This window comes from Hydrogenophaga sp., from assembly GCF_030656115.1.
Classification (GTDB): domain Bacteria; phylum Pseudomonadota; class Gammaproteobacteria; order Burkholderiales; family Burkholderiaceae_C; genus Hydrogenophaga.
This window is the reverse complement of sequence record NZ_JAUSOO010000152.1, coordinates 1-20606: the sequence shown is the minus strand read 5'-3', so window position 1 is coordinate 20606 and position 20606 is coordinate 1. Positions and strand designations below refer to the sequence as shown.

General features: G+C 63.1%; 25 protein-coding genes. 3 read left to right on the top strand and 22 right to left on the bottom strand.

The features are described 5' to 3' along the window. Positions 1-20 precede the first annotated feature (20 nt). The 4 genes from Q7J58_RS20005 to Q7J58_RS19990 all read right to left on the bottom strand — a co-directional run bounded on the left by Q7J58_RS20005 (position 21) and on the right by Q7J58_RS19990 (position 2350). Positions 21-1043 carry an NAD(P)H-dependent glycerol-3-phosphate dehydrogenase gene (locus Q7J58_RS20005; protein ID WP_304831571.1) on the bottom strand — a complete coding sequence of 341 codons (1023 nt, stop codon included), beginning with the start codon at positions 1041-1043 and terminating at the stop codon, positions 21-23. Between the two features lie 25 nt (positions 1044-1068). Continuing rightward, complete coding sequence (gene secB / locus Q7J58_RS20000) at positions 1069-1527, bottom strand: protein-export chaperone SecB (RefSeq protein ID WP_304831502.1); 459 nt, start codon at positions 1525-1527, stop codon at positions 1069-1071. Positions 1528-1636: 109 nt separating this feature from the next. Further along, entirely contained in the window at positions 1637-1894 is a 258-nt protein-coding gene (grxC, locus tag Q7J58_RS19995; protein WP_304831500.1) for a glutaredoxin 3, read from the bottom strand. 45 nt (positions 1895-1939) lie between these two features. Then, a complete protein-coding gene (locus Q7J58_RS19990) occupies positions 1940-2350 on the bottom strand; it encodes a rhodanese-like domain-containing protein (protein WP_304831498.1) in 411 nt (136 codons plus the stop codon). A gap of 141 nt (positions 2351-2491) precedes the next feature. Between Q7J58_RS19990 and gpmA the strand changes: the two genes are divergently transcribed. The 3 genes from gpmA to moeB all read left to right on the top strand — a co-directional run bounded on the left by gpmA (position 2492) and on the right by moeB (position 5681). Then, positions 2492-3235: a 2,3-diphosphoglycerate-dependent phosphoglycerate mutase gene (gene gpmA, locus Q7J58_RS19985; RefSeq protein ID WP_304831497.1), complete on the top strand. Its 744-nt coding sequence runs from the start codon at positions 2492-2494 to the stop codon at positions 3233-3235. Between the two features lie 186 nt (positions 3236-3421). After that, positions 3422-4897: a S41 family peptidase gene (locus tag Q7J58_RS19980; protein WP_304831570.1), complete on the top strand. Its 1476-nt coding sequence runs from the start codon at positions 3422-3424 to the stop codon at positions 4895-4897. 34 nt (positions 4898-4931) lie between these two features. Further along, positions 4932-5681 (top strand): molybdopterin-synthase adenylyltransferase MoeB, encoded by a 750-nt coding sequence (moeB, locus tag Q7J58_RS19975; protein ID WP_304831495.1) that lies wholly within the window; start codon positions 4932-4934, stop codon positions 5679-5681. 37 nt (positions 5682-5718) lie between these two features. Here moeB and Q7J58_RS19970 read toward each other — a convergent pair whose 3' ends face one another. The 18 genes from Q7J58_RS19970 to Q7J58_RS19885 form a co-directional block, all read right to left on the bottom strand. Further along, positions 5719-6309, bottom strand: a complete 591-nt coding sequence (locus Q7J58_RS19970; protein ID WP_304831493.1) for a thermonuclease family protein — start codon at positions 6307-6309, stop codon at positions 5719-5721. Positions 6310-6379: 70 nt separating this feature from the next. Continuing rightward, complete coding sequence (locus tag Q7J58_RS19965) at positions 6380-6997, bottom strand: YitT family protein (RefSeq protein ID WP_304831491.1); 618 nt, start codon at positions 6995-6997, stop codon at positions 6380-6382. 175 nt (positions 6998-7172) lie between these two features. Next, positions 7173-7394 carry a hypothetical protein gene (locus tag Q7J58_RS19960; RefSeq protein ID WP_304831489.1) on the bottom strand — a complete coding sequence of 74 codons (222 nt, stop codon included), beginning with the start codon at positions 7392-7394 and terminating at the stop codon, positions 7173-7175. Positions 7395-7484: 90 nt separating this feature from the next. Then, the gene (locus tag Q7J58_RS19955) at positions 7485-8318 is read right to left on the bottom strand and encodes a DUF429 domain-containing protein (RefSeq protein ID WP_304831487.1); all 834 of its coding nucleotides are present in this window, start codon (positions 8316-8318) and stop codon (positions 7485-7487) included. Positions 8319-8371: 53 nt separating this feature from the next. Next, the gene (locus tag Q7J58_RS19950) at positions 8372-8797 is read right to left on the bottom strand and encodes a BLUF domain-containing protein (protein WP_304831486.1); all 426 of its coding nucleotides are present in this window, start codon (positions 8795-8797) and stop codon (positions 8372-8374) included. A gap of 61 nt (positions 8798-8858) precedes the next feature. Beyond that, positions 8859-9587, bottom strand: coding sequence for a GTP cyclohydrolase I (folE, locus tag Q7J58_RS19945; protein ID WP_304831484.1), 729 nt, complete (start codon positions 9585-9587; stop codon positions 8859-8861). Between the two features lie 117 nt (positions 9588-9704). Beyond that, positions 9705-10970, bottom strand: coding sequence for a cardiolipin synthase ClsB (gene clsB, locus Q7J58_RS19940; RefSeq protein WP_304831482.1), 1266 nt, complete (start codon positions 10968-10970; stop codon positions 9705-9707). Between the two features lie 53 nt (positions 10971-11023). Continuing rightward, positions 11024-11752 (bottom strand): endonuclease/exonuclease/phosphatase family protein, encoded by a 729-nt coding sequence (locus Q7J58_RS19935; protein ID WP_304831480.1) that lies wholly within the window; start codon positions 11750-11752, stop codon positions 11024-11026. A 40-nt stretch (positions 11753-11792) separates the two neighbouring features. Next, positions 11793-12263 carry a dihydroneopterin triphosphate diphosphatase gene (gene nudB, locus Q7J58_RS19930; protein WP_304831478.1) on the bottom strand — a complete coding sequence of 157 codons (471 nt, stop codon included), beginning with the start codon at positions 12261-12263 and terminating at the stop codon, positions 11793-11795. 61 nt (positions 12264-12324) lie between these two features. Further along, positions 12325-14127 carry an aspartate--tRNA ligase gene (aspS, locus tag Q7J58_RS19925; protein ID WP_304831476.1) on the bottom strand — a complete coding sequence of 601 codons (1803 nt, stop codon included), beginning with the start codon at positions 14125-14127 and terminating at the stop codon, positions 12325-12327. A gap of 48 nt (positions 14128-14175) precedes the next feature. Next, entirely contained in the window at positions 14176-14865 is a 690-nt protein-coding gene (locus Q7J58_RS19920; RefSeq protein ID WP_304831474.1) for a DUF502 domain-containing protein, read from the bottom strand. A gap of 10 nt (positions 14866-14875) precedes the next feature. Continuing rightward, entirely contained in the window at positions 14876-15211 is a 336-nt protein-coding gene (locus Q7J58_RS19915; protein WP_304831472.1) for an FmdB family zinc ribbon protein, read from the bottom strand. Positions 15212-15367: 156 nt separating this feature from the next. Further along, positions 15368-16933 (bottom strand): ubiquinone biosynthesis regulatory protein kinase UbiB, encoded by a 1566-nt coding sequence (ubiB, locus tag Q7J58_RS19910; protein WP_304831470.1) that lies wholly within the window; start codon positions 16931-16933, stop codon positions 15368-15370. Continuing rightward, a complete protein-coding gene (locus Q7J58_RS19905) occupies positions 16930-17577 on the bottom strand; it encodes a hypothetical protein (RefSeq protein WP_304831468.1) in 648 nt (215 codons plus the stop codon). The genes ubiB and Q7J58_RS19905 overlap by 4 nt, the downstream gene beginning before the upstream one ends. 68 nt (positions 17578-17645) lie before the next feature. Then, the gene (locus Q7J58_RS19900) at positions 17646-18653 is read right to left on the bottom strand and encodes a Tim44-like domain-containing protein (protein WP_304831466.1); all 1008 of its coding nucleotides are present in this window, start codon (positions 18651-18653) and stop codon (positions 17646-17648) included. Positions 18654-18686: 33 nt separating this feature from the next. Further along, positions 18687-19418 (bottom strand): bifunctional demethylmenaquinone methyltransferase/2-methoxy-6-polyprenyl-1,4-benzoquinol methylase UbiE, encoded by a 732-nt coding sequence (gene ubiE / locus Q7J58_RS19895; RefSeq protein ID WP_304831464.1) that lies wholly within the window; start codon positions 19416-19418, stop codon positions 18687-18689. A gap of 18 nt (positions 19419-19436) precedes the next feature. Continuing rightward, positions 19437-19850: a DUF971 domain-containing protein gene (locus Q7J58_RS19890; RefSeq protein ID WP_304831462.1), complete on the bottom strand. Its 414-nt coding sequence runs from the start codon at positions 19848-19850 to the stop codon at positions 19437-19439. Positions 19851-19980: 130 nt separating this feature from the next. Continuing rightward, positions 19981-20606: DUF3400 domain-containing protein (locus Q7J58_RS19885; protein WP_304831460.1), on the bottom strand; the 626-nt coding region annotated here is incomplete at its 5' end.

The window sequence follows — 20606 nt, the reverse complement described above, 5'->3', positions numbered from 1 at the left end:
CGAAGCCGGTTCCGAGGAGGCTACACCGTCTCGTCTTTGGGATCGCGCCCCATCAGCGCGGCCACCGCTTGTGCGGGTTTCAGCTGGCCGTCGAGCAAGGCCACCACCGCTTCGCTGATGGGCATGTCCACACCCAGCCTGCGGGCGCGCTGCACCACCGTGCGGGCGCTGTACACGCCTTCGGCCACATGGCCCAGCGAATCCACCGCCTGTTGCAAGCTCAGGCCCTGCGCCAGCAGCTGGCCCACCTTGCGGTTGCGAGACAGATCGCCGGTGGCGGTGAGCACCAGGTCGCCCAGCCCCGAAAGCCCCATGAACGTATCGGCCCGCGCACCGAGCGCCAGGCCCAGGCGGGTCATCTCGGAGAGCCCCCGGGTGATCAGCGCCGCGCGGGCGTTCAGGCCCAGATTCAAGCCATCACACAGGCCGGTGGCAATGGCCAACACGTTTTTGACCGCACCGCCCACCTCCACACCCACGATGTCTTCGTTGGCGTACACACGCAGCGTGGGGCTGTGAAAAGCCGCCACCAAGGCGGCACGCACGCTGGCGTGTTCGCTGGCCGCCACCAGGGCGGTGGGCTGGCCGCGCGCCACCTCTTGCGCAAAGCTGGGGCCGCTGAGCACACCGGCTTGCAGGTGGGGCGCCACATCGGCCCGAATCTCGTGGCCCATGAGTCCCGTGGTGCCGGTACCGCCTTGGGGCGCCTCGAACCCTTTGCACAACCAGGCCACCGGGGCCGGGTGGTCGCGCAAGCGCTCCAGCATGCCACGCAGCCCCGCCATGGGCGTGGCCACGATCACCAGGTCGGCACCCTGAGCGGGCGACTCTGCGCTGCCCAACGCGGCGTGTGAAACCTGCAAGCCGTCTGGCAACGCAAAGCCGCGCAGGTAGCGCCGGTTTTCACGTTGCGCCTGCAAGTCGGCGGCTTGCGCCGCATCGCGGGCCCACAGCGTGACGCGATGCGAGGGCCCAGAAGCTCGGGCCGCGCTGATGGCCAGCGCCGTGCCCCAGGCACCGGCACCGAGCACGGCGATGCTCAGCGGTGCGGCTGCGCCCACAACCACGTTATTGCGTGACGATGCGGGGCGCGTCTTCGGCGGCCTGCGCCTGCTGCTGCTCGTACATGGCCTGGAAATTGATCTCGGCCAGGTGCACGGGCGGGAAGCCGCCACGCTGGATCAGGTCGGCCACGTTGCTGCGCAGGTAGGGGTACACGATCTGCGGGCAAGCGATGCCCATGATGGGGCCCATTTGCTCTTGCGGCAGGTTGCGAATTTCAAAAATACCGGCCTGCTTGGCTTCGACCAGAAACACGGTCTTGTCCTTGATCTTGGTCTGCACGGTGGCGGTGACACAAATCTCGAACACGCCGTCGGCCACCGGGTTGGCTTCCACGCCAAGCTGGATGTCCACCGAAGGCTGTTCCTGCTCCAGCAGGATGGCCGGCGAATTGGGCTGCTCCAGTGACGCTTCTTTCAGGTAGACGCGCTGGATCTGGAAAACGGGGTCTTGGGTATCGGCCATGTTGGAGTCTCGAAATAGTCTTGAAAAACGAAACCCGCCGGGGAATAGCGTTCCCACAGCGGGCACCGATGGTGATTATGTCAGCCCCGTCACCCAGGGCTGAGCGGGCTCAGCCCTGCAGCATGGGCACCAGGCCGCCCTGGGCGTCCAGCGCATGCAGATCGTCGCAACCGCCCACATGGGTTTCACCAATGAAGATTTGCGGCACGCTGGTGCGCCCGGTGAGCGTTTTCATGTGGGCACGCAGCTCGGGCTGTCCGTCCACAAACAGCTCTTCAAGCTGGGTCACGCCACGGGCCTGCAGCAAGGCCTTGGCGCGGCTGCAAAAAGGGCAATAAGCGCTGGTGTACATCTTCACGGGGGTCATGCGGAATCCTGGAAAAGGGTTGCGGGAAAAAGTGGGCTGGGATGATCAGGCTTTTTCGACCGGCAGGCTGGCCGAGCGCCAGGCACCCATGCCACCCGACAGGGAATGGCTGTTCTCGTAGCCCAGTTTCTTCGCAATGGCCACCGCGCGCTTGGAACGCATGCCCGAAGCACACACCAGAATGACCGGCGTGGCCTTGTTTTTCACCGCACCCGCCAACTTGGCTTCCAGGTCGGCCAGCGGGATGTTTTTGGCACCCACCACATGCCCGGACGCAAACTCGTCGGCACCACACACATCGATCACCGCCGCCTTTTCACGGTTCATCAACTGCACCGCCTGCGCCGGATTGAGCGAGTCGGCACCGCCCCCGGCGGTCAGGGCCGGGAACATCAACATGGCACCCGCGCTGAACGCCACGGCAATCAAAATCCAGTTTTCAATAAAAAAACTCACGGGGACACCTTTCAGTTAAGCCTGCGATTTTAGAATGTCTGGCTGGACTGTGTGGGCCTTGCTGCGCCACACGTCAGCCCGGTCCCGCCTTGCGCAGTGCTGTCACCCTGGTTTTGCGCGCACCAACGCCCTTCTCTACCCATGTACAAACTCGTTCTGATCCGCCACGGTGAATCCACCTGGAACCTTGAAAACCGCTTCACCGGCTGGACCGATGTGGACCTGACGCCCACCGGCGTGTCCCAGGCCATGTCGGCCGGTAAATTGCTCAAGGCCGAAGGCTACGACTTCGACATCGCCTACACCAGCGTGCTCAAGCGGGCCATTCACACCCTGTGGTACACGCTGGACGAGATGGACCGCACCTGGCTGCCCGTGGTGAAAAGCTGGCGCCTGAACGAGCGCCACTACGGTGCGCTGCAAGGTCTGAACAAGGCCGACATGGCCAAGCAATACGGCGACGAACAGGTGCTGATCTGGCGCCGCAGCTACGACACGCCGCCGCCCGCGCTGGAGGCCACCGACCCCCGCTGCGAGCGCAGCGACCGCCGCTATGCCCTGCTGCAACCCGACCAGGTGCCCCTGACCGAGTGCCTGAAAGACACGGTGGCGCGCGTCATGCCGTTCTGGAACGAGGCCCTGGCGCCCGCCATCAAGGCCGGCAAACGGATCGTGGTGGCTGCCCACGGCAACAGCATCCGGGCGCTGGTGATGTACCTGGAAGGCATCAGCGAGGCCGACATCGTGGGTGTGAACATTCCCAACGGCATTCCGCTGGTCTACGAACTGGACGCCGATCTCAAGCTCATCAAGCGTTACTACCTGGGCGACGCCGAGGCCGCTGCTGCGGCGGCGGCCGCTGTGGCCGCACAAGGCAAGGGTTGAGAAGCCACGCATCTTCCGCTCATGCCCTGTTCACCAGCCAAGACTGCCGTTTGAAGCGGTCTGCCGTGGCACCAAAGGCTTTGTGGAACTGAAATACCCGGCCTTGCTCCAAGGTGTATATTGCTTTGCGGCAGGGGCCTTCGGCCCCGTCCAGGTTTGTTTTAAGGTATTTCCATGGGTAAATTTGTGGGTCAAAAGCTGAAAATTGCAGGCTGGGTTGCTATTGGCGCTGTGGCGGGCGCACTCACCACCGTGCAACTGCAGGCGGTGGCCCGGGGCACGCTGGCACCGCTGCCTCTGGAAGAACTGCAACAGCTCGCCGCAGTGTTCGGCATGGTCAAGAGCGACTACGTGGAGCCGGTGGATGAGAAAAAACTCATCTCCGAGGCCATCACGGGCATGGTCGCCAGCCTGGACCCGCACTCCCAGTATTTCGACAAGAAGTCGTTCAAGGAATTCCGCGAAGGCACCAGCGGGCGTTTCGTGGGTGTGGGCATTGAAATCACCATGGAAGACGGCTTGGTCAAGGTGGTGTCGCCCATTGAAGACTCACCCGCCTTCCGGGCCGGACTCAAAACCGGCGACCTGATCACCAAGATCGACGACACCGCCGTCAAAGGTTTGAGCATCAACGAGGCCGTCAAGCTCATGCGCGGTGAGCCACGCACCAAGGTGTTGCTCACCATTTTCCGCAAAGACGAAAACCGCAGCTTCCCGGTGACGATCACGCGCGAAGAGATCAAAACCCAGAGCGTGAAAACCAAGGTGGTTGAACCGGGTTATGCCTGGGTTCGGGTGTCGCAGTTCCAGGAGCGCACCATTGAAGACTTTGCCCGCAAAGTGGAGGACATTTACAAGGCCGACCCCAAGCTGAAAGGCCTGGTGCTCGATTTGCGCAACGATCCAGGCGGCTTGCTGGATGCGGCGGTTGCGCTGTCTGCGGCTTTCCTGCCTGAAAACGTCACGGTCGTATCCACCAACGGCCAGCTGGAAGACAGCAAATTTGTCTACAAAGCGATTCCGCAGCACTACCTGCGCCGCAGCGGCACCGACCCGATCAAGCGCCTGACCGACGCGACCCAGGGCGCACTGAAAAAAGTGCCGCTGGTGGTGCTGGTCAACGAAGGCTCGGCATCGGCGAGCGAAATCGTGGCCGGCGCTCTGCAAGACCACAAGCGCGCCACCATCATGGGCAGCCAGACGTTTGGCAAGGGTTCGGTGCAAACCGTGCGCCCATTGGGGCCCGACACCGGTCTGAAACTGACCACCGCACGCTACTACACGCCCTCAGGCAACTCCATTCAGGCCAAAGGCATCGTGCCCGACGTGATGGTGGACGAAACCCTGGAAGGCAATGTGTTTGCTGCCCTGCGCACCCGCGAGGCCGATTTGCAAAAGCACCTGGGCAATGGCAAAGAAGCCGAACCGCCCATGACCGATGCGCGCCGCGTCGAAGAACAGCAGCGCGAAGAAGCCCGTGAGCAAGCCCGCAAGCGGCTGGAAGAAGAAGCCAAAAAGAACCCGGGCCAGCGCCTGGTGCCTGAATTTGGCAGCGACAAAGACTTCCAGCTGCAACAAGCTCTCAACCAGCTCAAAGGCCAGCCGGTGGTGGTCAGCAAGACCCTGACCGTGCGCACCGCTGAAGAGAAAAAAGACAACTGATCTGGTGGCGGCCCTGCCGCACCAGCCACCGACCGTGAACGACGCCCAGCTCTTGCGCTATTCGCGCCACATCCTGCTCAACGAACTTGGCGTTGAAGGGCAGGAACAGTTGCTGGCATCGCACGCACTGGTCATTGGCGCGGGCGGGCTGGGCTCACCGGTGGCCTTGTATTTGGGCAGCGCGGGCGTGGGCCGCATCACGGTGGTGGACCACGATGTGGTGGACGAAACCAACCTGCAGCGCCAGATTGCCCACAACCTGGCCCGGGTGGGCATGGCCAAGGCGCTCTCGATACAGCAGGCCATTGCCGCCATCAACCCCGACGTGGTGGTGACACCAGTGGTGCAACGTGCCGACGCAACCTTGCTGAACGCACTGGTGGAACAAGCCGACGTGGTGCTGGACTGCACCGACAACTTCGCCACCCGCCACGCCATCAACCGCGCTTGCGTCCAACACAGCAAACCCCTGGTGTCGGGCGCGGCCATTCGCATGGACGGCCAGCTCAGCGTGTTTGATGCCCGGGTGCCCGGTAACCCGTGCTACGCCTGCGTGTTCCCCGAAGACAGCGGCGTGGAAGAAACCCGCTGCGCCACCATGGGTGTGTTTGCGCCGCTGGTGGGCATAGTGGGCACCCTGCAGGCCGCCGAAGCGCTGAAGCTGCTGACCGGCCTGGGCTCGCGCCTGACCGGGCGCCTGCTCATGCTGGACGGGCGCGACATGGCGTTCAACGAAATCGCCCTGCCCCAAAACCCGCACTGTGCGGTGTGCGGTGTGCGGTAAGCCGCGCGCCTGAAACCCAAGCCGCAAGCGATGCGCTTCAAGGCATGGGGCATGGTCCATGCCGGCGCCTAAATTCGTGCGGCATCTCTGCGCCGTCCAACCCAAAAATGCCTTTGCGCTCAGCGCGTGCCTGTGCCTCTTCGGCCGCGTAAGGCCCCTGGCTGCGCCGCCAACGCGATGACCAGGCATGGCCCCCACGCACCAAGGCTGCCGCCAGGTCTTCACCACCGACGCTGACCTTCGCCAAGCCCCGGTCATAGCTGTCCAAGGCGCGCACGCGCACTGTCACCACCTGGTCCAGCACGCGCGAAGCCAGTGCCTCGCGGGCGGCTGGGCCGCCGCTCTGGCATATCTCGGGCGCATCCACGCCGTCCAACCGCAACTTCTGGTAACGGCCACCCGCCAACGGCTTGACCCACAACGTGTCGCCATCAGACACGCGGGTGACGCGGGCGGTGTAGGTCAGCGGCAGTGATGCGTGTTCAGCAGACAACGGCACGCTCTGGCTCTGTGCCTGCGCGTCGGGCTGTGCCCAGGCTGTGGCAGGCCCGGCCAGCACACAGGCCAACCCAAGCAGCACAACCCCGTGATGCAGGCACCCGCTGTCGGCAGATTTGAAAAACAACATACCGGGAGTCTGCCAGTTCCGGCTTGCGCCAACGGTTGCCCCATTCAACACAGGCACCCCGTCACACCACTCACACCGCCATGTAACGCCCCGGGCGGTGGTTGATCGCCAGCGTCATGTTGAGCACCACAGCGCCCAGCACCGACCAGAGAATCTGCGTCCAGTCCACCACGGCCGTGGCGGCCAGCACAATGGCGCAATCGAACGCCATTTGCACGTGGCCAGCGCGCCAGCCAAAACGCTCTTGCAGGTACAGCACCAACACGTTGAAGCCCCCCAGGCTGGCGCGGTGGCGAAACAGCATCAACATGCCAGCGCCCATGAGCAGGCCGCCCGTCACGGCGGCAAAACCGGTGGACAGCGCTCCAAAGGTGATGCCTTGCGGCACCCACTGCACAAAGAGCGCCAGCAGCGCCACAGCGGCAAAGGTCTTGAGCGTAAACACCCAGCCCATGCGCTGGAAAGCCAAGCCGTAAAACGGCAGGTTGATGGCGAAAAACACCAGGCTGAAGTTCCAACCCGTGGCGTAGTGCAGCAGAAATGCCAGCCCCGCCGTGCCGCCGGTGATCAGGCCGGTGTGGCGAAACATGACCACCCCCAGCGCCACAAACAACGTGCCCGTGAGCAGGGCCTGTATGTCTTCGTGCGGTTTGTGGCGGCTGGACGGCACAGCGGCCTGGCCCGCCATGGGAACAGGAACGGATCGAAAACGAGACAACCAAGTGGACACAGGCGGGCACCGAATCAAAAAATGGGCCAACGCAGCGCGGCCACAGCGCCGCAGTGTCGCTGATAGCGGTGGTTGCGTGCTTGATGCAGGTCAGACCTGCACGCGACCAGCGGTTGTCGGCCAGTCTTTCCGCTCAGCTTTTTTTTGCGCCGGCGAGCAGCAAAGCGCCACCCACCACGATCGCGCCCACGCCCACCCACATGGGCACGTTGACCGTTTCCTTTTCTTTCACGGACAGCTCCACCGGCCCGAGCTTGATCACCTCGGTGTCTTTGGTGTAGCTGAAGCTGCCATACAGCAGCCCGGCCACACCGGCCGCGATGCACAGGATGCCGGCCAGTTTGATTGCATTCATGAGATTGTCCATTCCATCATTGGCAGTGCAACCCGAGCCCGAAAAGACCCGGACGCCCTACCGTGGCCCATGATGCACCAAAGCAGCCGATCAGGCTGTAACGATCCAGCCTTCCAGGGAATCGAATGGGGGCAGACCCCAGCACGGGTGCCCGGCACGGTGCTGGGCCTGAGCCCAGGCTGCCTGCAGCAGGCAGAGCACCGCGTCCAGGCTGTCGCCGCTGGCGTCGTCGGCCAGCGCATCGCGCTGCGCATGGCTGAGCTTGAGACGCAGTTGTGAAGCATGCAGCAGCGGCACCAAGCCACTTTCCAGTGCGTTGATGAGCGTCTTGCGGGCAATCAGGCGCTCGGGCGTTTGCCGCGCCTTGTCGTCGCTTTTGTAGGAGGTGTTGCCCAGCACGCTGCGCGCCAGCAGACCGGGATAGGCTTCCAGGGCGACCCGGTTCGGATCGCCAGCGTGCAGGCCCGGCAACGTGACGCCGGCATCGATCAGGCGTGGCACACCCGCGTGCAACATGAACGCCACCGGTGGGTTGACCCATTTCATGCTGGGACTGGAACCTGCCGGGCCGTCGGTGGCGCGGTGGGCGAACTTGCCACCCGCCGGGCGCGCATCGCAGAAGGCCACAAAGGTATCGCGGATGGTGGCGCGTTCCAGGCTGGCGTAGTGGGCCATACAGGCACGCCAGTCGGTGGGCCAGCCCAGCGTGGTCACCAGTTCGCGGGGCAATCCAAAAGGCAGGTCAAAACCGCCGACCCAAGCTTCGGCCCGGCCCAGGCGGTCGCTCCAGGCTGCCAAGGTCTCCCAGCGCTCCATACCATTCAACACCACACGCCCCCGGTCAACGTGGCCGACCGCGAGGGTGATGGGTTTGCGGCGGCTGGGTGCGCTGGTGAAGTCGCAACCCAGCAGGGTGGTCGTCACGCCCTGTCAGCCCATGAACACCGGTCGGGCAGGCACGCGATGAACCCCGTTCATCAAGCGCGACCGATGATGCTGGCCGTGGCCATCAGCTCTTCCAGCAGCGCCAGAGACACCTTGCCAGACACGGCGTACGGGTCGAATTCAGGCCGCTCGGAGTACTTCAGCACGATCGAGGTGTTGAGCTTGGACAGGTTGACCTGCCCCATGGTCCAGCCACCAAAACGGCGCTCGGTGATTTCTTCGTAATGCAGCAACACCGCATCGGTGTGGCGCTTGTCGGCCACGATGTGGTTGTAGAGGTTGTTCACTGCGGTGCGCCCACCTTCAATGGCCTGCAAAAACACACCGCCGCCATAGCACAGCACGCCGGTGATGCCGTTGCCGATGTTGTGCGAGCGGGATGCCTCAAGAATGGATTCGATGACGCGGGGGCTGTCTTTATCGACCGCGCGACTGACATAGAGCAGGCGTACGAGCATAGGGGCCTTCTGATGAAACGGGTGGGCAACGCAGGGCGGGTCTCGGCGCTGATGGCGAGGTTCAGCGGGGAATCAGCGAAAGGAATTCGCGCCGCAGGTTCGGGTCTTTGAGAAACACGCCGCGCATGACCGAGTTGATCATTTTGCTGTCCATGTCTTTCACGCCACGCCAGGCCATGCAATAGTGGCTGGCTTCCATGACCAGGGCCAAGCCATCGGGCTGGGTTTTTTCCTGGATCAGATCGGCCAGCTGCACCACGGCCTCTTCCTGGATTTGCGGGCGGCCCATGATCCATTCGGCCAGACGGGCGTACTTTGACAAGCCGATCACATTGGTGTGTTCGTTGGGCATGACACCGATCCAGATACGACCAATCACCGGGCAAAAGTGGTGGCTGCAAGCACTGCGCACGGTGATGGGACCCACGATCATGAGCTCGTTCAGGTGCTCGGCATTGGGAAATTCGGTGACCGCCGGACCTTTCACATACCGGCCGTTGAACACCTCTTTGATGTACATCTTGGCCACGCGACGCGCGGTATCGCCGGTGTTGTGGTCGTTGTCCAGATCGATGACCAGGCTCTCCAGCACGCCCTGCATCTTGTCGGCCACCTCGTCGAGCAATTTCTCCAACTCGCCTGGCTGGATGAAGTCGGCGATGTTGTCGTTGGAATGAAAGCGCTGCCGTGCGGCTTTGACGCGCTCTCGGATCTTGACCGACACAGGCACGCCCTGGTCGTCATCGGCGGGGAGGGCTGGGGTCATGTCAGATTCGGTTTTCATGAACATGGGTCATGCTAACACCGCCCCCTGGCACGCACCGCCCGGCTCAAATAACTCGAAAAACCCTGGGGTTTTGCTTCGCACAGGGCTGTCGCCGCCCAGCACGCTGCACCGCCCCTGCGCTCAGTAACGGTGCCCCGTGATGAACAACACCACGCGCATGGTGCCAAAGGCGATGCGGTCAAGCACCCGCTGGTGCCACGGGCGCTGGCTCAGGGTGTGGGCATGCAGCTGTTGTCCGCTGCGGGTGACGAGGCTGTCCAGGCAATCGTGCAGCAGCGCTGCAAACCGGCGGTCGGTGGTCATGACGTTGGCCTCACGCGCCAGCAGCAAAGACAAAGGGTCCAGATTGGTGGAACCCACCGTGGCCCAGCGGCGGTCCAGCACCGCCACCTTGGCATGCAGCGCGCTGGGCGCGTACTCATGGATTTCAATGCCCGCGTTCAGCAGGATCTGGTACACCGGGCGCGCTGCACGGTACTGGAAAAAATGCTCGTACTTGCCTTGCAACAGCAAACGCACCCGCACACCACGCCCCACCGCCAGCATGAGCGCGCGCCGCAGCTTGCGCCCGGGAATGAAATAGGCGTTGGCAATCACGATGTCGTGCCGGGCCTCGCCAATGGCTTTCAGGTAAGCACGCTCAATGTCGTGGCGATGGCTCACGTTGTCGCGCAACAGCAAAGCCGCGCGCGCTCCGTCCACGCCCAGGGGGGCAGGCCCGGTTTCATCGGCATCAAACGCCGCAACACCCGGCAAATCCAAACCGGTGCGCGCCTCAAAGGTGGCCAACAAGCGCGAAAAATCGCCCACCGGTCGGGTGGAACGCAAGGCCTGCCAGGCAGCACCAAATTCGCGCTGGCGCGCCTTTCGAACAGCCTGCAGACGCCACCACAACTGGTCCATGGTCTCGACCATGTCGTCCACCAGCGGCCCCGCCACCCGCAAGGAAAAATCCAGCCGGGGCGCGAGCAAGCGCCCCAGCGCCACATCGTCCTGGTCGTCAATGATGTTGATGCCGCCACAAAATCCGACCGTGCCGTCCACCACACACAGCTTGCGGTGCAAACGCCGCCAGCGGCTGGGCAACAGCAGCCCCAGGCGACCCAGCGGCGCATACACCCGCCAGCGCACGCCCGCTACGGCAAAACGCTGCACCCACTCGACAGGCATGCGCGGCGTACCTACCCCGTCAATCACCAGCCGCACCACCACGCCGCGCTGCGCCGCACGCTCCAACGCCTCGGCCACGCTGAGTGCCGAACCGGCAAACTCAAAAATATAGGTTTCCAGGTGCACCACCGAACGCGCGGCGTCCATGGCCGCCACCAAAGCAGGGAACAGCGCTGCGCCGTTTTGCAGCAAAACCAGCTGGTGTCCGCCCTTCATGGCGCCAGCACCGCGCCGCAGGGGCACAACAGTGTCTTGCAGCGGGCCCTCGCTCACAACTCCAGCTCGGCAATGAGCGGCAGATGATCGGACATGCGCGTCCAGGCGCGCCCATGGGGCACATGGGCCGACACGGGCCGGAGCCCCCGCACAAAGATGCGGTCCAGGTGCAGCAGTGGCAAGCGCGACGGGTAGGTGGGCAAACGAATGCCGTCAAAGGTGCGCAAGTCCAGATCGGCCATGGGCTTGAGCAGCTGCGCGCCCCAGTCGTTGAAATCGCCAGCCACGATCAGCGGCGCATCGGCCGGTAACTCGGTGGCAATGTACTGGCCCAGGCGCTGCACCTGGCGTTCGCGCCCGGCATGGATCAACCCCAGGTGCACCACCACCACATGCACAGACACGCCCTCCACCAGCAGCTGCACATGCAGCAGCCCGCGCTGCTCGAAGCGGTGGTCGGAGACATCTGAATGCTTGCTCTCCAGAACCGGCCAGCGCGACAGCAGCGCGTTGCCGTGCTCGCCGTGGCGCGTCACCGCGTTGGTGCGGTAAACCGCCTCGTAGCCGTCGGGCGTGAGGTAATTCGCCTGGTCCAGATCGGGCCAGCGGGTGAACTGCTTTTCCAGCTTGCGGTTGTGGCTGCGCACCTCTTGCAGGCACACAATGTCGGCGTCAAATTGCTCCACCGCATGCGCCAGGTTGTGGATTTCCAGCCGACGCGCAGGGCCCAGGCCTTGCACGCCTTTGTGGATGTTGTAGGTAGCGACACGAACGATGCTCATGCGCAAATCATGCCACCAATAGCAGCGGTCTACCGGACGGTCATTGCGGCGACTGCCGGTGCGGCAGCTGCAGAACAGCCTCGGCGTTGGACGGCGAAAAACACCGCTCAGCCGCCTCAACCCAAGGCAGCCAGATCTGCGCCCGGTGCTCCCTCGGACTCAACGTGACCGGCAGCGGCCGCGGAATACACAGACCAAACAGCCGCTCGGTGTTGCGGACAACACCGGGTGCATAGCGGTGGCGCCACTGTGGGTAAATTTCGTACACATTTTCCAGGCCCCAGTCGGTCAACACATGGCCCGGTGCGCGGGTATCCAGCCCGGTTTCCTCGAACACCTCGCGCGCAGCGGTGGTTGCAAACGCCTCATCCTCGGTATCTTTGGAACCTGTTACCGACTGCCAGAAACCCGGGGCATCGGCCCGCTCAATCAACAGCACATCCAGCGCCGGGGTGTGGATGACCACCAGCACGGATTGTGGGATTTTGAAAGTGCGGATGTCGATCGTCATCGGATTGGAACGAAAAAAGGGCGCTGAACCAGCGCCCTTTCATCCTAGCCGAAGCCCGCGATCAGGCCGTCTTGGCCAAATCCACATTGCGCAGCCGGATGTGCAGTTCGCGCAGTTGCTTCTCGTCCACCAGGCTGGGCGCTTGTGTCAGCAGACACTGGGCACGCTGGGTCTTGGGGAAGGCGATCACGTCGCGGATCGAGTCGGCGCCGGTCATCAGCGTGACGATACGGTCCAGGCCGAAGGCCAGGCCGCCATGCGGCGGAGCGCCGTATTGCAGCGCGTCGAGCAGGAAGCCGAATTTGAGCTGGGCCTCTTCAGGCGTGATCTTCAGCGCGTCAAACACCTTCTGCTGCACGGCAGCGGTGTGGATGCGCACCGAACCGCCACCGATTTCCCAGCCGTTCAGCACCATGTCATAGCCCTTGGCGATGCACTTCTCGGGCGCGGTGACCATCCAGTCTTCGTGGCCGTCTTTCGGTGCCGTGAAGGGGTGGTGCACGGCGGTCCAGCGGTCGGCTTCTTCGTCGTGTTCGAACATGGGGAAGTCCACCACCCACATCGGCGCCCAGCGGCTTTCGAACAGGCCGTTTTTCTTGCCCAGCTCGCTGTGACCGATCTTGATGCGCAGTGCACCGATGGCGTCGTTCACCACCTTGGCCTTGTCGGCGCCGAAGAAGATGATGTCGCCGTCTTGCGCGCCCGTGCGCTTCAGGATTTCGGTCACGGCCGCGTCGTGCAGGTTCTTCACGATGGGGCTTTGCAGGCCGTCTCGGCCCTTGGCCACTTCGTTGACCTTGATCCAGGCCAGGCCCTTGGCGCCATAGATCTTGACGAAGTCGGTGTAGGCGTCGATCTCGCTGCGGCTGATTTCGGCGCCGCCGCGCACGCACAGGGCGACCACGCGGCCATTCTTCATGGTGGCGGGCGCGCTGAAGACCTTGAAGTCCACGTCGGCCATCACGTCGGTCAGCTCGGTGAATTCAAGCTTGACGCGCAGGTCGGGCTTGTCGGAGCCGAAGCGGTGCATGGCTTCGCTGTAGGCCATGACCGGGAACTCGCCCAGGTCCACGCCCAGGGTGTTCTGGAACACGGTCTTGATCATGCCCTGGAACATGTCGCGGATGTCTTCCTCGGTCAGGAACGAGGTTTCGATATCGATCTGCGTGAACTCGGGCTGGCGGTCGGCGCGCAGGTCTTCGTCCCGGAAGCACTTGGTGATCTGGTAGTAGCGGTCAAAGCCGGCCACCATCAGCAGCTGCTTGAACAGCTGGGGCGACTGCGGCAGGGCGAAGAAGTGGCCGTCGTGCACGCGGCTGGGCACGAGGTAGTCGCGCGCGCCTTCGGGTGTGCTCTTGGTCAACATCGGGGTTTCGATGTCGATGAAGCCGTTGGCGTCGAGGAACTTGCGCACTTCCATGGCCACGCGGTAGCGCAGCATGAGGTTGTTTTGCATGTACGAGCGGCGCAGGTCGAGCACGCGGTGCGTGAGGCGGGTGGTTTCGCTCAGGTTGTCGTCGTCCAACTGAAACGGCGGCGTGACCGATGGGTTCAGCACCTTGAGTTCGTGGCACAACAGTTCCACCTTGCCGCTCTTGAGGTTGTCGTTGGTGGTGCCTTCGGGGCGCGCACGCACCAGGCCGGTGATCTGCACGCAGTATTCGTTGCGCACGTCTTCGGCCACCTTGAACATGTCGGCGCGGTCGGGGTCGCACACCACTTGCACATAGCCTTCGCGGTCGCGCAGGTCGACAAAAATGACGCCGCCGTGGTCGCGTCGGCGGTTGACCCAGCCGCACAGCGTCACGGTCTGGCCCAGCAGGGCTTCGGTCACAAGACCGCAATAGTGGGAACGCATAGCCATGGCAATTTTTCTTTCAACAGTGTCGCCACCGAAGTGGCTGGGGAACATTCAGGACGGGGTGTTCGTGGTGCTGGCCGCAGCCGCTTGAGCCACTTGGATGTGGCCATTGTTCGGCCCGCCGGGCACGATCACGCCCATGGAAACGATGTAGGTCAGCGCGGCATCCACGCTCATTTGCAACTCCACACAGGCGCTTTTGCGCACGAGCACAAAATAGCCGCCGGTGGGGTTGGGCGTGGTGGGCACGAACACGCTGTGGAACTCGTCTTGCGCACCGGCACCGCCGGGTTGGGCCTGCAATTGGCGCAGCACATCGCCCGAGGGGGCGCCCGTCAGGAAGGCAATGGTCCACATCCCTTCGTGCGGCCACTGCACCAGCAACGCCTTGCGAAAGGCGTTGCCTTTTTCAGAAAACAGGGTGTCGGAAATCTGCTTGACGCCCGAATAAATGGAGCGCACCACCGGAATGCGGTGCAGCAGTGCGTGCCACCAGTGCACCAGCTTGTTGCCAATGATGTTGGAAGCCAGCGCACCAATGGACAGCACCACCGCCAGCGCAAACACCACGCCCAGACCGGGCACGTGCATGCCCAACAACTGATCGGGCTGCCAGTTGACGGGCAAGATGTGCAACGTCTGGTCCAGCGTGGTGACCACCCAGTCGAGCACCCACAAGGTGATGATCAGCGGCACCAGCACCAGCAGGCCGGCCAGCAGCCATTTGCGCAAAGAAGGCATCCGGGCGTTCTCAGGTGGACGGTGTCGAGCCTGAGGATGGCGCAGGCGATGCGGCTGGAGCCGCCGCCGGTGCGGGCACCGACTCAGCGGCAGGCTTGCCTGCACTCTCGGCAGTGGGAGCTGCACCATCGGCCACCACCGCGGGTGCGGTGGTTGTGGTGTTGCCGCCGCGGAAATCGGTGACGTACCAGCCGGAACCCTTGAGCTGGAAACCGGCAGCGGTCACCTGCTTGCGAAAGCTGGGCTGACCGCAGGCTGGGCAAACGCTCAGTGGGTCATCGGACATTTTTTGCAGCACGTCCTTGGCATGGCCGCAGGACTCGCACTTGTAGGCATAGATGGGCATGACGTGAACCTGTATGTGGACTTGGGGAGAGGTCGATCTGCGGAACGCTGGAGCCAGCGACCCGACAGACCCGCCCCAGAGGGAAGTGAAACGAAACCCGACATTATAAATTGGGGTGCGGTGTTGCATGCCCACCAGCCGAGCCGCTGCAACCCCTCACCACAGGCGCACGCGCACCAGCAACTGCATCACCAGCAGGCCCAGCAAAAAGCCCAGCCCGCCATACAAAATGGCCTGCAGCAGGCGGTTGGTGCGGCGCTGCTCGGTCAACAGGCTGTCGAGTTCGCGGCGCAGTTCGTGGGGTTTGTGCTGCAAATAATCGTGCAGCAGGCGCGGCAGTGCGGGCAAGAGCTTGGCGTATTGCGGCGCTTCGGCCTTGAGCTGCTCCAGCAGTTTCTTCGGGCCCACCTGCTCCACCATCCAGGTTTCCAGGAACGGCTTGGCGGTGTTCCACAGGTCCAGTTCGGGGTCCAGGTCGCGGCCCAGGCCTTCAATATTGAGCAGCGTTTTCTGCAGCAACACCAGCTGCGGCTGGATTTCCACCTGGAACCGGCGCGAGGTCTGGAACAAGCGCATCAGCACCATGCCCAGAGAAATTTCTTTCAGGGGCCGATCGAAATACGGCTCGCACACGGAGCGGATGGCCGACTCCAGTTCGTCCACCCGCGTGTCACCGGGCACCCAGCCCGACTCAATGTGCAGCTCGGCCACGCGCTTGTAATCGCGCCGGAAAAAAGCGGTGAAGTTTTGAGCCAGGTACTCTTTGTCGAACTCGGTGAGCGTGCCCACGATGCCGAAGTCCAGCGAGATGTAGCGCCCAAAGGTCGCCGGGGCCACGCTGACCTGGATGTTCCCCGGGTGCATGTCGGCATGGAAAAAGCCATCGCGGAACACCTGGGTAAAAAAGATCGTGACGCCATCGCGCGCCAGCTTCGGAATGTCCACCCCCAGGCGGCGCAACGCATCCACCTTGTTGATGGGCATACCGTGCATGCGCTCCATCACCATCACCTCGGTGTGGCAATAGTCCCAGAACATTTCGGGAATCAGCACCAGGTCCAGGCCCTGCATGTTGCGGCGCAGCTGGGCCGCGTTGGCGGCTTCGCGCACCAGGTCCAGCTCATCGTGCAGGTATTTGTCGAACTCGGCCACCACCTCGCGCGGTTTCAGGCGCTTGCCGTCGGCCGACAAGGCGTCCACCCAGCCGGCCATCATGCGCATGAGGCTCAGGTCTTTGTCGATCACCGGCAGCATGTTGGGCCGCAGCACCTTCACCGCCACCTCGCGCCCGCTGTGGCGGCCATCGCGCAGGGTGGCAAAGTGCACCTGGGCGATGGACGCACTGGCCACGGGCACCTGCTCGAAGTGTGAAAACACCGCGTCCAGGGGCTTGCCAAACGCGCGCTCAATGGTGGCCACCGCCACCGCACTGGGAAACGGCGGCACGCGGTCTTGCAGCCGGGCGAGCTCGTCGGCAATGTCGGGTGGCAGCAGGTCACGCCGGGTGGACAGCACCTGTCCGAATTTGACAAAAATGGGGCCCAGCCGCTCCAGCGCTTCGCGCAGGCGCTGACCGCGCGGTGCATCCAGGTTGCGGCCGATGGAAACCAGGCGCGTCAGCAGCCGGATGCCCCGGCCCCGGAAGCTGGAGAGCACGAGCTCGTCCAGCCCATAGCGCAAGACCACCCAGACAATGAACGCGCCGCGAAACAAGCGGCTCATGCGGCGGTTCCGTCAGCACCCGGGGCGGTTGCAGCCGCAGAAGCATCGGCAGGCGCCGATGGAGCACCTGCTGAAGCGAAAGGTGGCCGGGAAAAACCGTCGGGCTTGCGCGCCACGAACGATTTGACAGCCTGCGCCGCCGAGCGGGCGAAACGGGTCAGGGTGTGGGCCGGTGCATCGCCCACGAAACGGGACAGGTCTTCTTCCGGGTCCCAGCGCACGTTGTCCACCAGCCAGGCCACTTCGGCCGCCAGTTGCACGTCGCCCTGAATATCCACCCCGGGCTTGTCGCCGGCCAGCACGGTTTGCGCCAGGGCCAGGGGCGAGGTTTGAATCAGGGTGACCCGCAGTTCAGGCTGGGCATCGGGCGCCGCGCGCTCCAGCAGACCCGCAGCGGTGGGCGTGAGCGTGAGATGAAATTCACCCCATTGCATCTTCACCGGCTTGCCTTTTTGGCGCCGCAGGCGGTCTTGTGCGGCTTTTTCCTGCATGAGGACATGGTTGAGAAACAGAACGATACGGTTCTGCAACTCATCCACCACCCATTCAGGCGGCCTGATGGAACCCAGCAGGGACTGCAAAAAGCTCAGGGGAGAACCGTCCTTGGACGGTCCAGACGAAAAAACGGGTGGTTCAATTTTCATGGCCACCCGATTTTGACGGATAAAGCCAGGCAAGACGGCGGTACGGGGCTCTCGTTTGAGCAGGCAGCTTACTGCAGTGCCTGCACACCGGCCACCAGCCAACCGCCCGAACCGCTCTTGGGTCGGGTGATGTTCCAGACCTCCCGGAAGGGGTTGGGGCCCGCCGAGACGTCTTCGCGAATCAGCCCTGAGAACTCAACACTGGCCATGTAACCGGTGTCCATTTCTTCGATGCCCAGCAAATGGGCGTCCAACATCACCACCTCGGTCTTGTTGGCCGTGCCACCGCCCGAGCGCTCACGATCGGCCAGTTGGTTTTGAATCTGCTCCAGCATGCCGTCGGTCATCATGGCGCGCAGGCTGGGGATGTCGGAGCGGTCCCAAGCATCTTGCAGGCTGCGAAAGTTGGCTTTGGAGGCTTTCAGGAAGCCCTCTGCATCAAACCCCGCCGGAATGCTCAAACCCTGCACCCCAGACAAGGCAAAACCGGTGCGCGCACCCCCTGCAGCCTGAATCTGTGCAGCCTCAAACGAACCGGTGTTGCGCTCCCAAGGCCGGGCTGATGCGTCGTTGCCCACGTTCTGCGGGCTGTACCCCCCTGGACTCTCTGAACCAACTGAATCGGCTTGAGAATGCCCACCAACCGCCACGGCCTGGTAAGCGAGCCCGGCAGAAGGTGTAGTGCTGGTGCGGCGGCGCAAGACCCTACCCACAACAAGCGCAAGCGCCACAGCGAGCAAAGCCAACAACAACAATGGGGCGAAACCGTCACCCAAACCCAGGGTTGAGGCCAGCCAAGCCAGCCCCAGGCCAGCGGCCAAACCACCGAGCACGCCACCCCAGGGGCGCTTGGGCGCCACCGCTGCGGCTGTGTTGGATGGTTCTGGACGGGCTGTTGCGCTTTGTGTGAGCGCCTGGGGCGCTGCTTGCTGATGCAGCGAACCGGTTCGCTGCATCACGTTGCCCGACTGATTGCCAAAAGACAGGCCGCCACCGAGGCGCTGGGCCCAGATGTCCTGCGAGCCCAAGACCATGGCACAAACCAACGCCGCCGACCACCATTTGTTGTTCATCATTGTTTGTCCCCCCGAATCAAAAACACCCTCAGATCAACACTTGATCCCCAAGTGCAAGGCCACCACGCCGGCCGACAGGTTGTGCACGTCCACATGGCCAAACCCGGCCGTCTTCATCATCTGCCGCAGCTCTTCCTGCCCGGGGTGCATGCGGATGGATTCGGCGAGGTAGCGGTAGCTGTCCTCGTCGTTGGCCACCCACTTACCCAGTTTGGGCAGGATGTTGAACGAATACCAGTCATAAGCTTTTTCAAGCGGCTTGGCCACCCGGGAAAACTCCAGCACCAGCAATTTCCCACCCGGCTTCAGCACCCGCTGCATCTCAGCCAAGGCGCGGTCTTTGTGTGTCATGTTGCGCAAACCAAACGCCACCGACACAAAGTCGAACGCGTTGCTTTCAAACGGCAATTGCTCAGCGTCGCACACCAGCGTGGGCAACACCACGCCCAGATCAAGCAAGCGGTTGCGCCCTTCGCGCAACATGGCCTCATTGATGTCGGTGTGCACCACGCGCCCGGTAGACCCCACCTTCTTGGCAAAAGCCAGCGACAGATCGCCCGTGCCGCCGGCAATGTCCAGAACCTGGTCGCCGGGTTGCGGGTTGGCGACCGTCAAGGTGTACCGCTTCCAGACGCGGTGCAGACCGGCCGACATGAGATCGTTCATCACGTCGTAGCTGGGTGCCACCGAGTCGAAGACGCTGCGCACATGCTGCGCTTTTTCGCGTTCGTCAACCGACTTGAAACCAAAGTGTGTAGAGGCCATGAAAAGAATCCTAAGCGGTTAATGGCTGCCGCAGGCGCTCCCGGCCTTCGGTGCCATGGGCGCATCGCGCTCCATACCGGCAGATTGCAGGCGCGCGTTGTAATCAGCCCACAGTTCGGCCTGCTTGGAACCCAGGAAATACAGGTAGTCCCAAGAAAAGATGCCGCTGTCGTGCCCGTCGGAAAACGTGGGTTGCACCGCGTAGTTGCCCACCGGCTCCAGCGCAATGATGCCAACCTCGCGTTTGCCGGTCTGCAACACCTCTTGGCCCGGGCCATGGCCCTGCACCTCGGCCGACGGCGAGTACACGCGCATCAGCTCAAACGGCACATGAAATTCGCTGCCATCAGAAAACCCGATCTCCAGCACCTTGGACTGCTGGTGCAAGGTGATCGATTGCGGCGTGGGGGTGTTTTTGTCAAGTCCGGCCATGGGTTGCTCCTGATTCAAGAATTGAGGGAAAGCGCCAGTACCCAGGGCACCGCCGGGCCAGCTTTGCTGGACGGCCAGTGCCGCCCCCTTGAGGGGGCGACGCTGAAAGCGGTGCAGGAGTGATTCAAATTCACACCAGCACGCGTTCAATGCCGCCTTGGTTGGCCTTGGCCACGTATTCGGGCAACCAGTCCTTGCCCAACATCTGGTTGGCCATTTCGACCACGATGTAGTCGGCTTCCAGCAGGCCGTTGTTCAGGTCGTCGCCATAACGCGTCAGGCCCTGCAGGCAGCTCGGGCACGAGGTCAGCATCTTGATGTTGTCCTTGGCGCCCACGGTGCCGGCGGCGCGCAGCACGGCTTCGCCCTTCTTGATCTCTTCTTCCTTGCGGAAACGGATCTGCGTGGAGATGTCGGGCCGGGTCACGCCCAGCGTGCCCGACTCGCCGCAGCAGCGCTCGGTTTTGAGCACTTTGGGCCCGAGCAGCGCCTTCACGGTTTGCAGCGGCTCTTGCAGCTTCATCGGGCTGTGGCAGGGGTCGTGAAACAGGTAGCTGCCGTCGGTCTTGGGCAGGGTGATGCCTTTTTCGAGCAGGTATTCGTGGATGTCGATGATGCGGCAGCCGGGGAAGATCTTGTCAAACTCGTAGCCCTGCAACTGGTCGTAGCAGGTGCCACAGCTGAGCACCACGGTCTTGATGTCGAGGTAGTTCAGCGTGTTGGCCACGCGGTGGAACAACACCCGGTTGTCGGTGA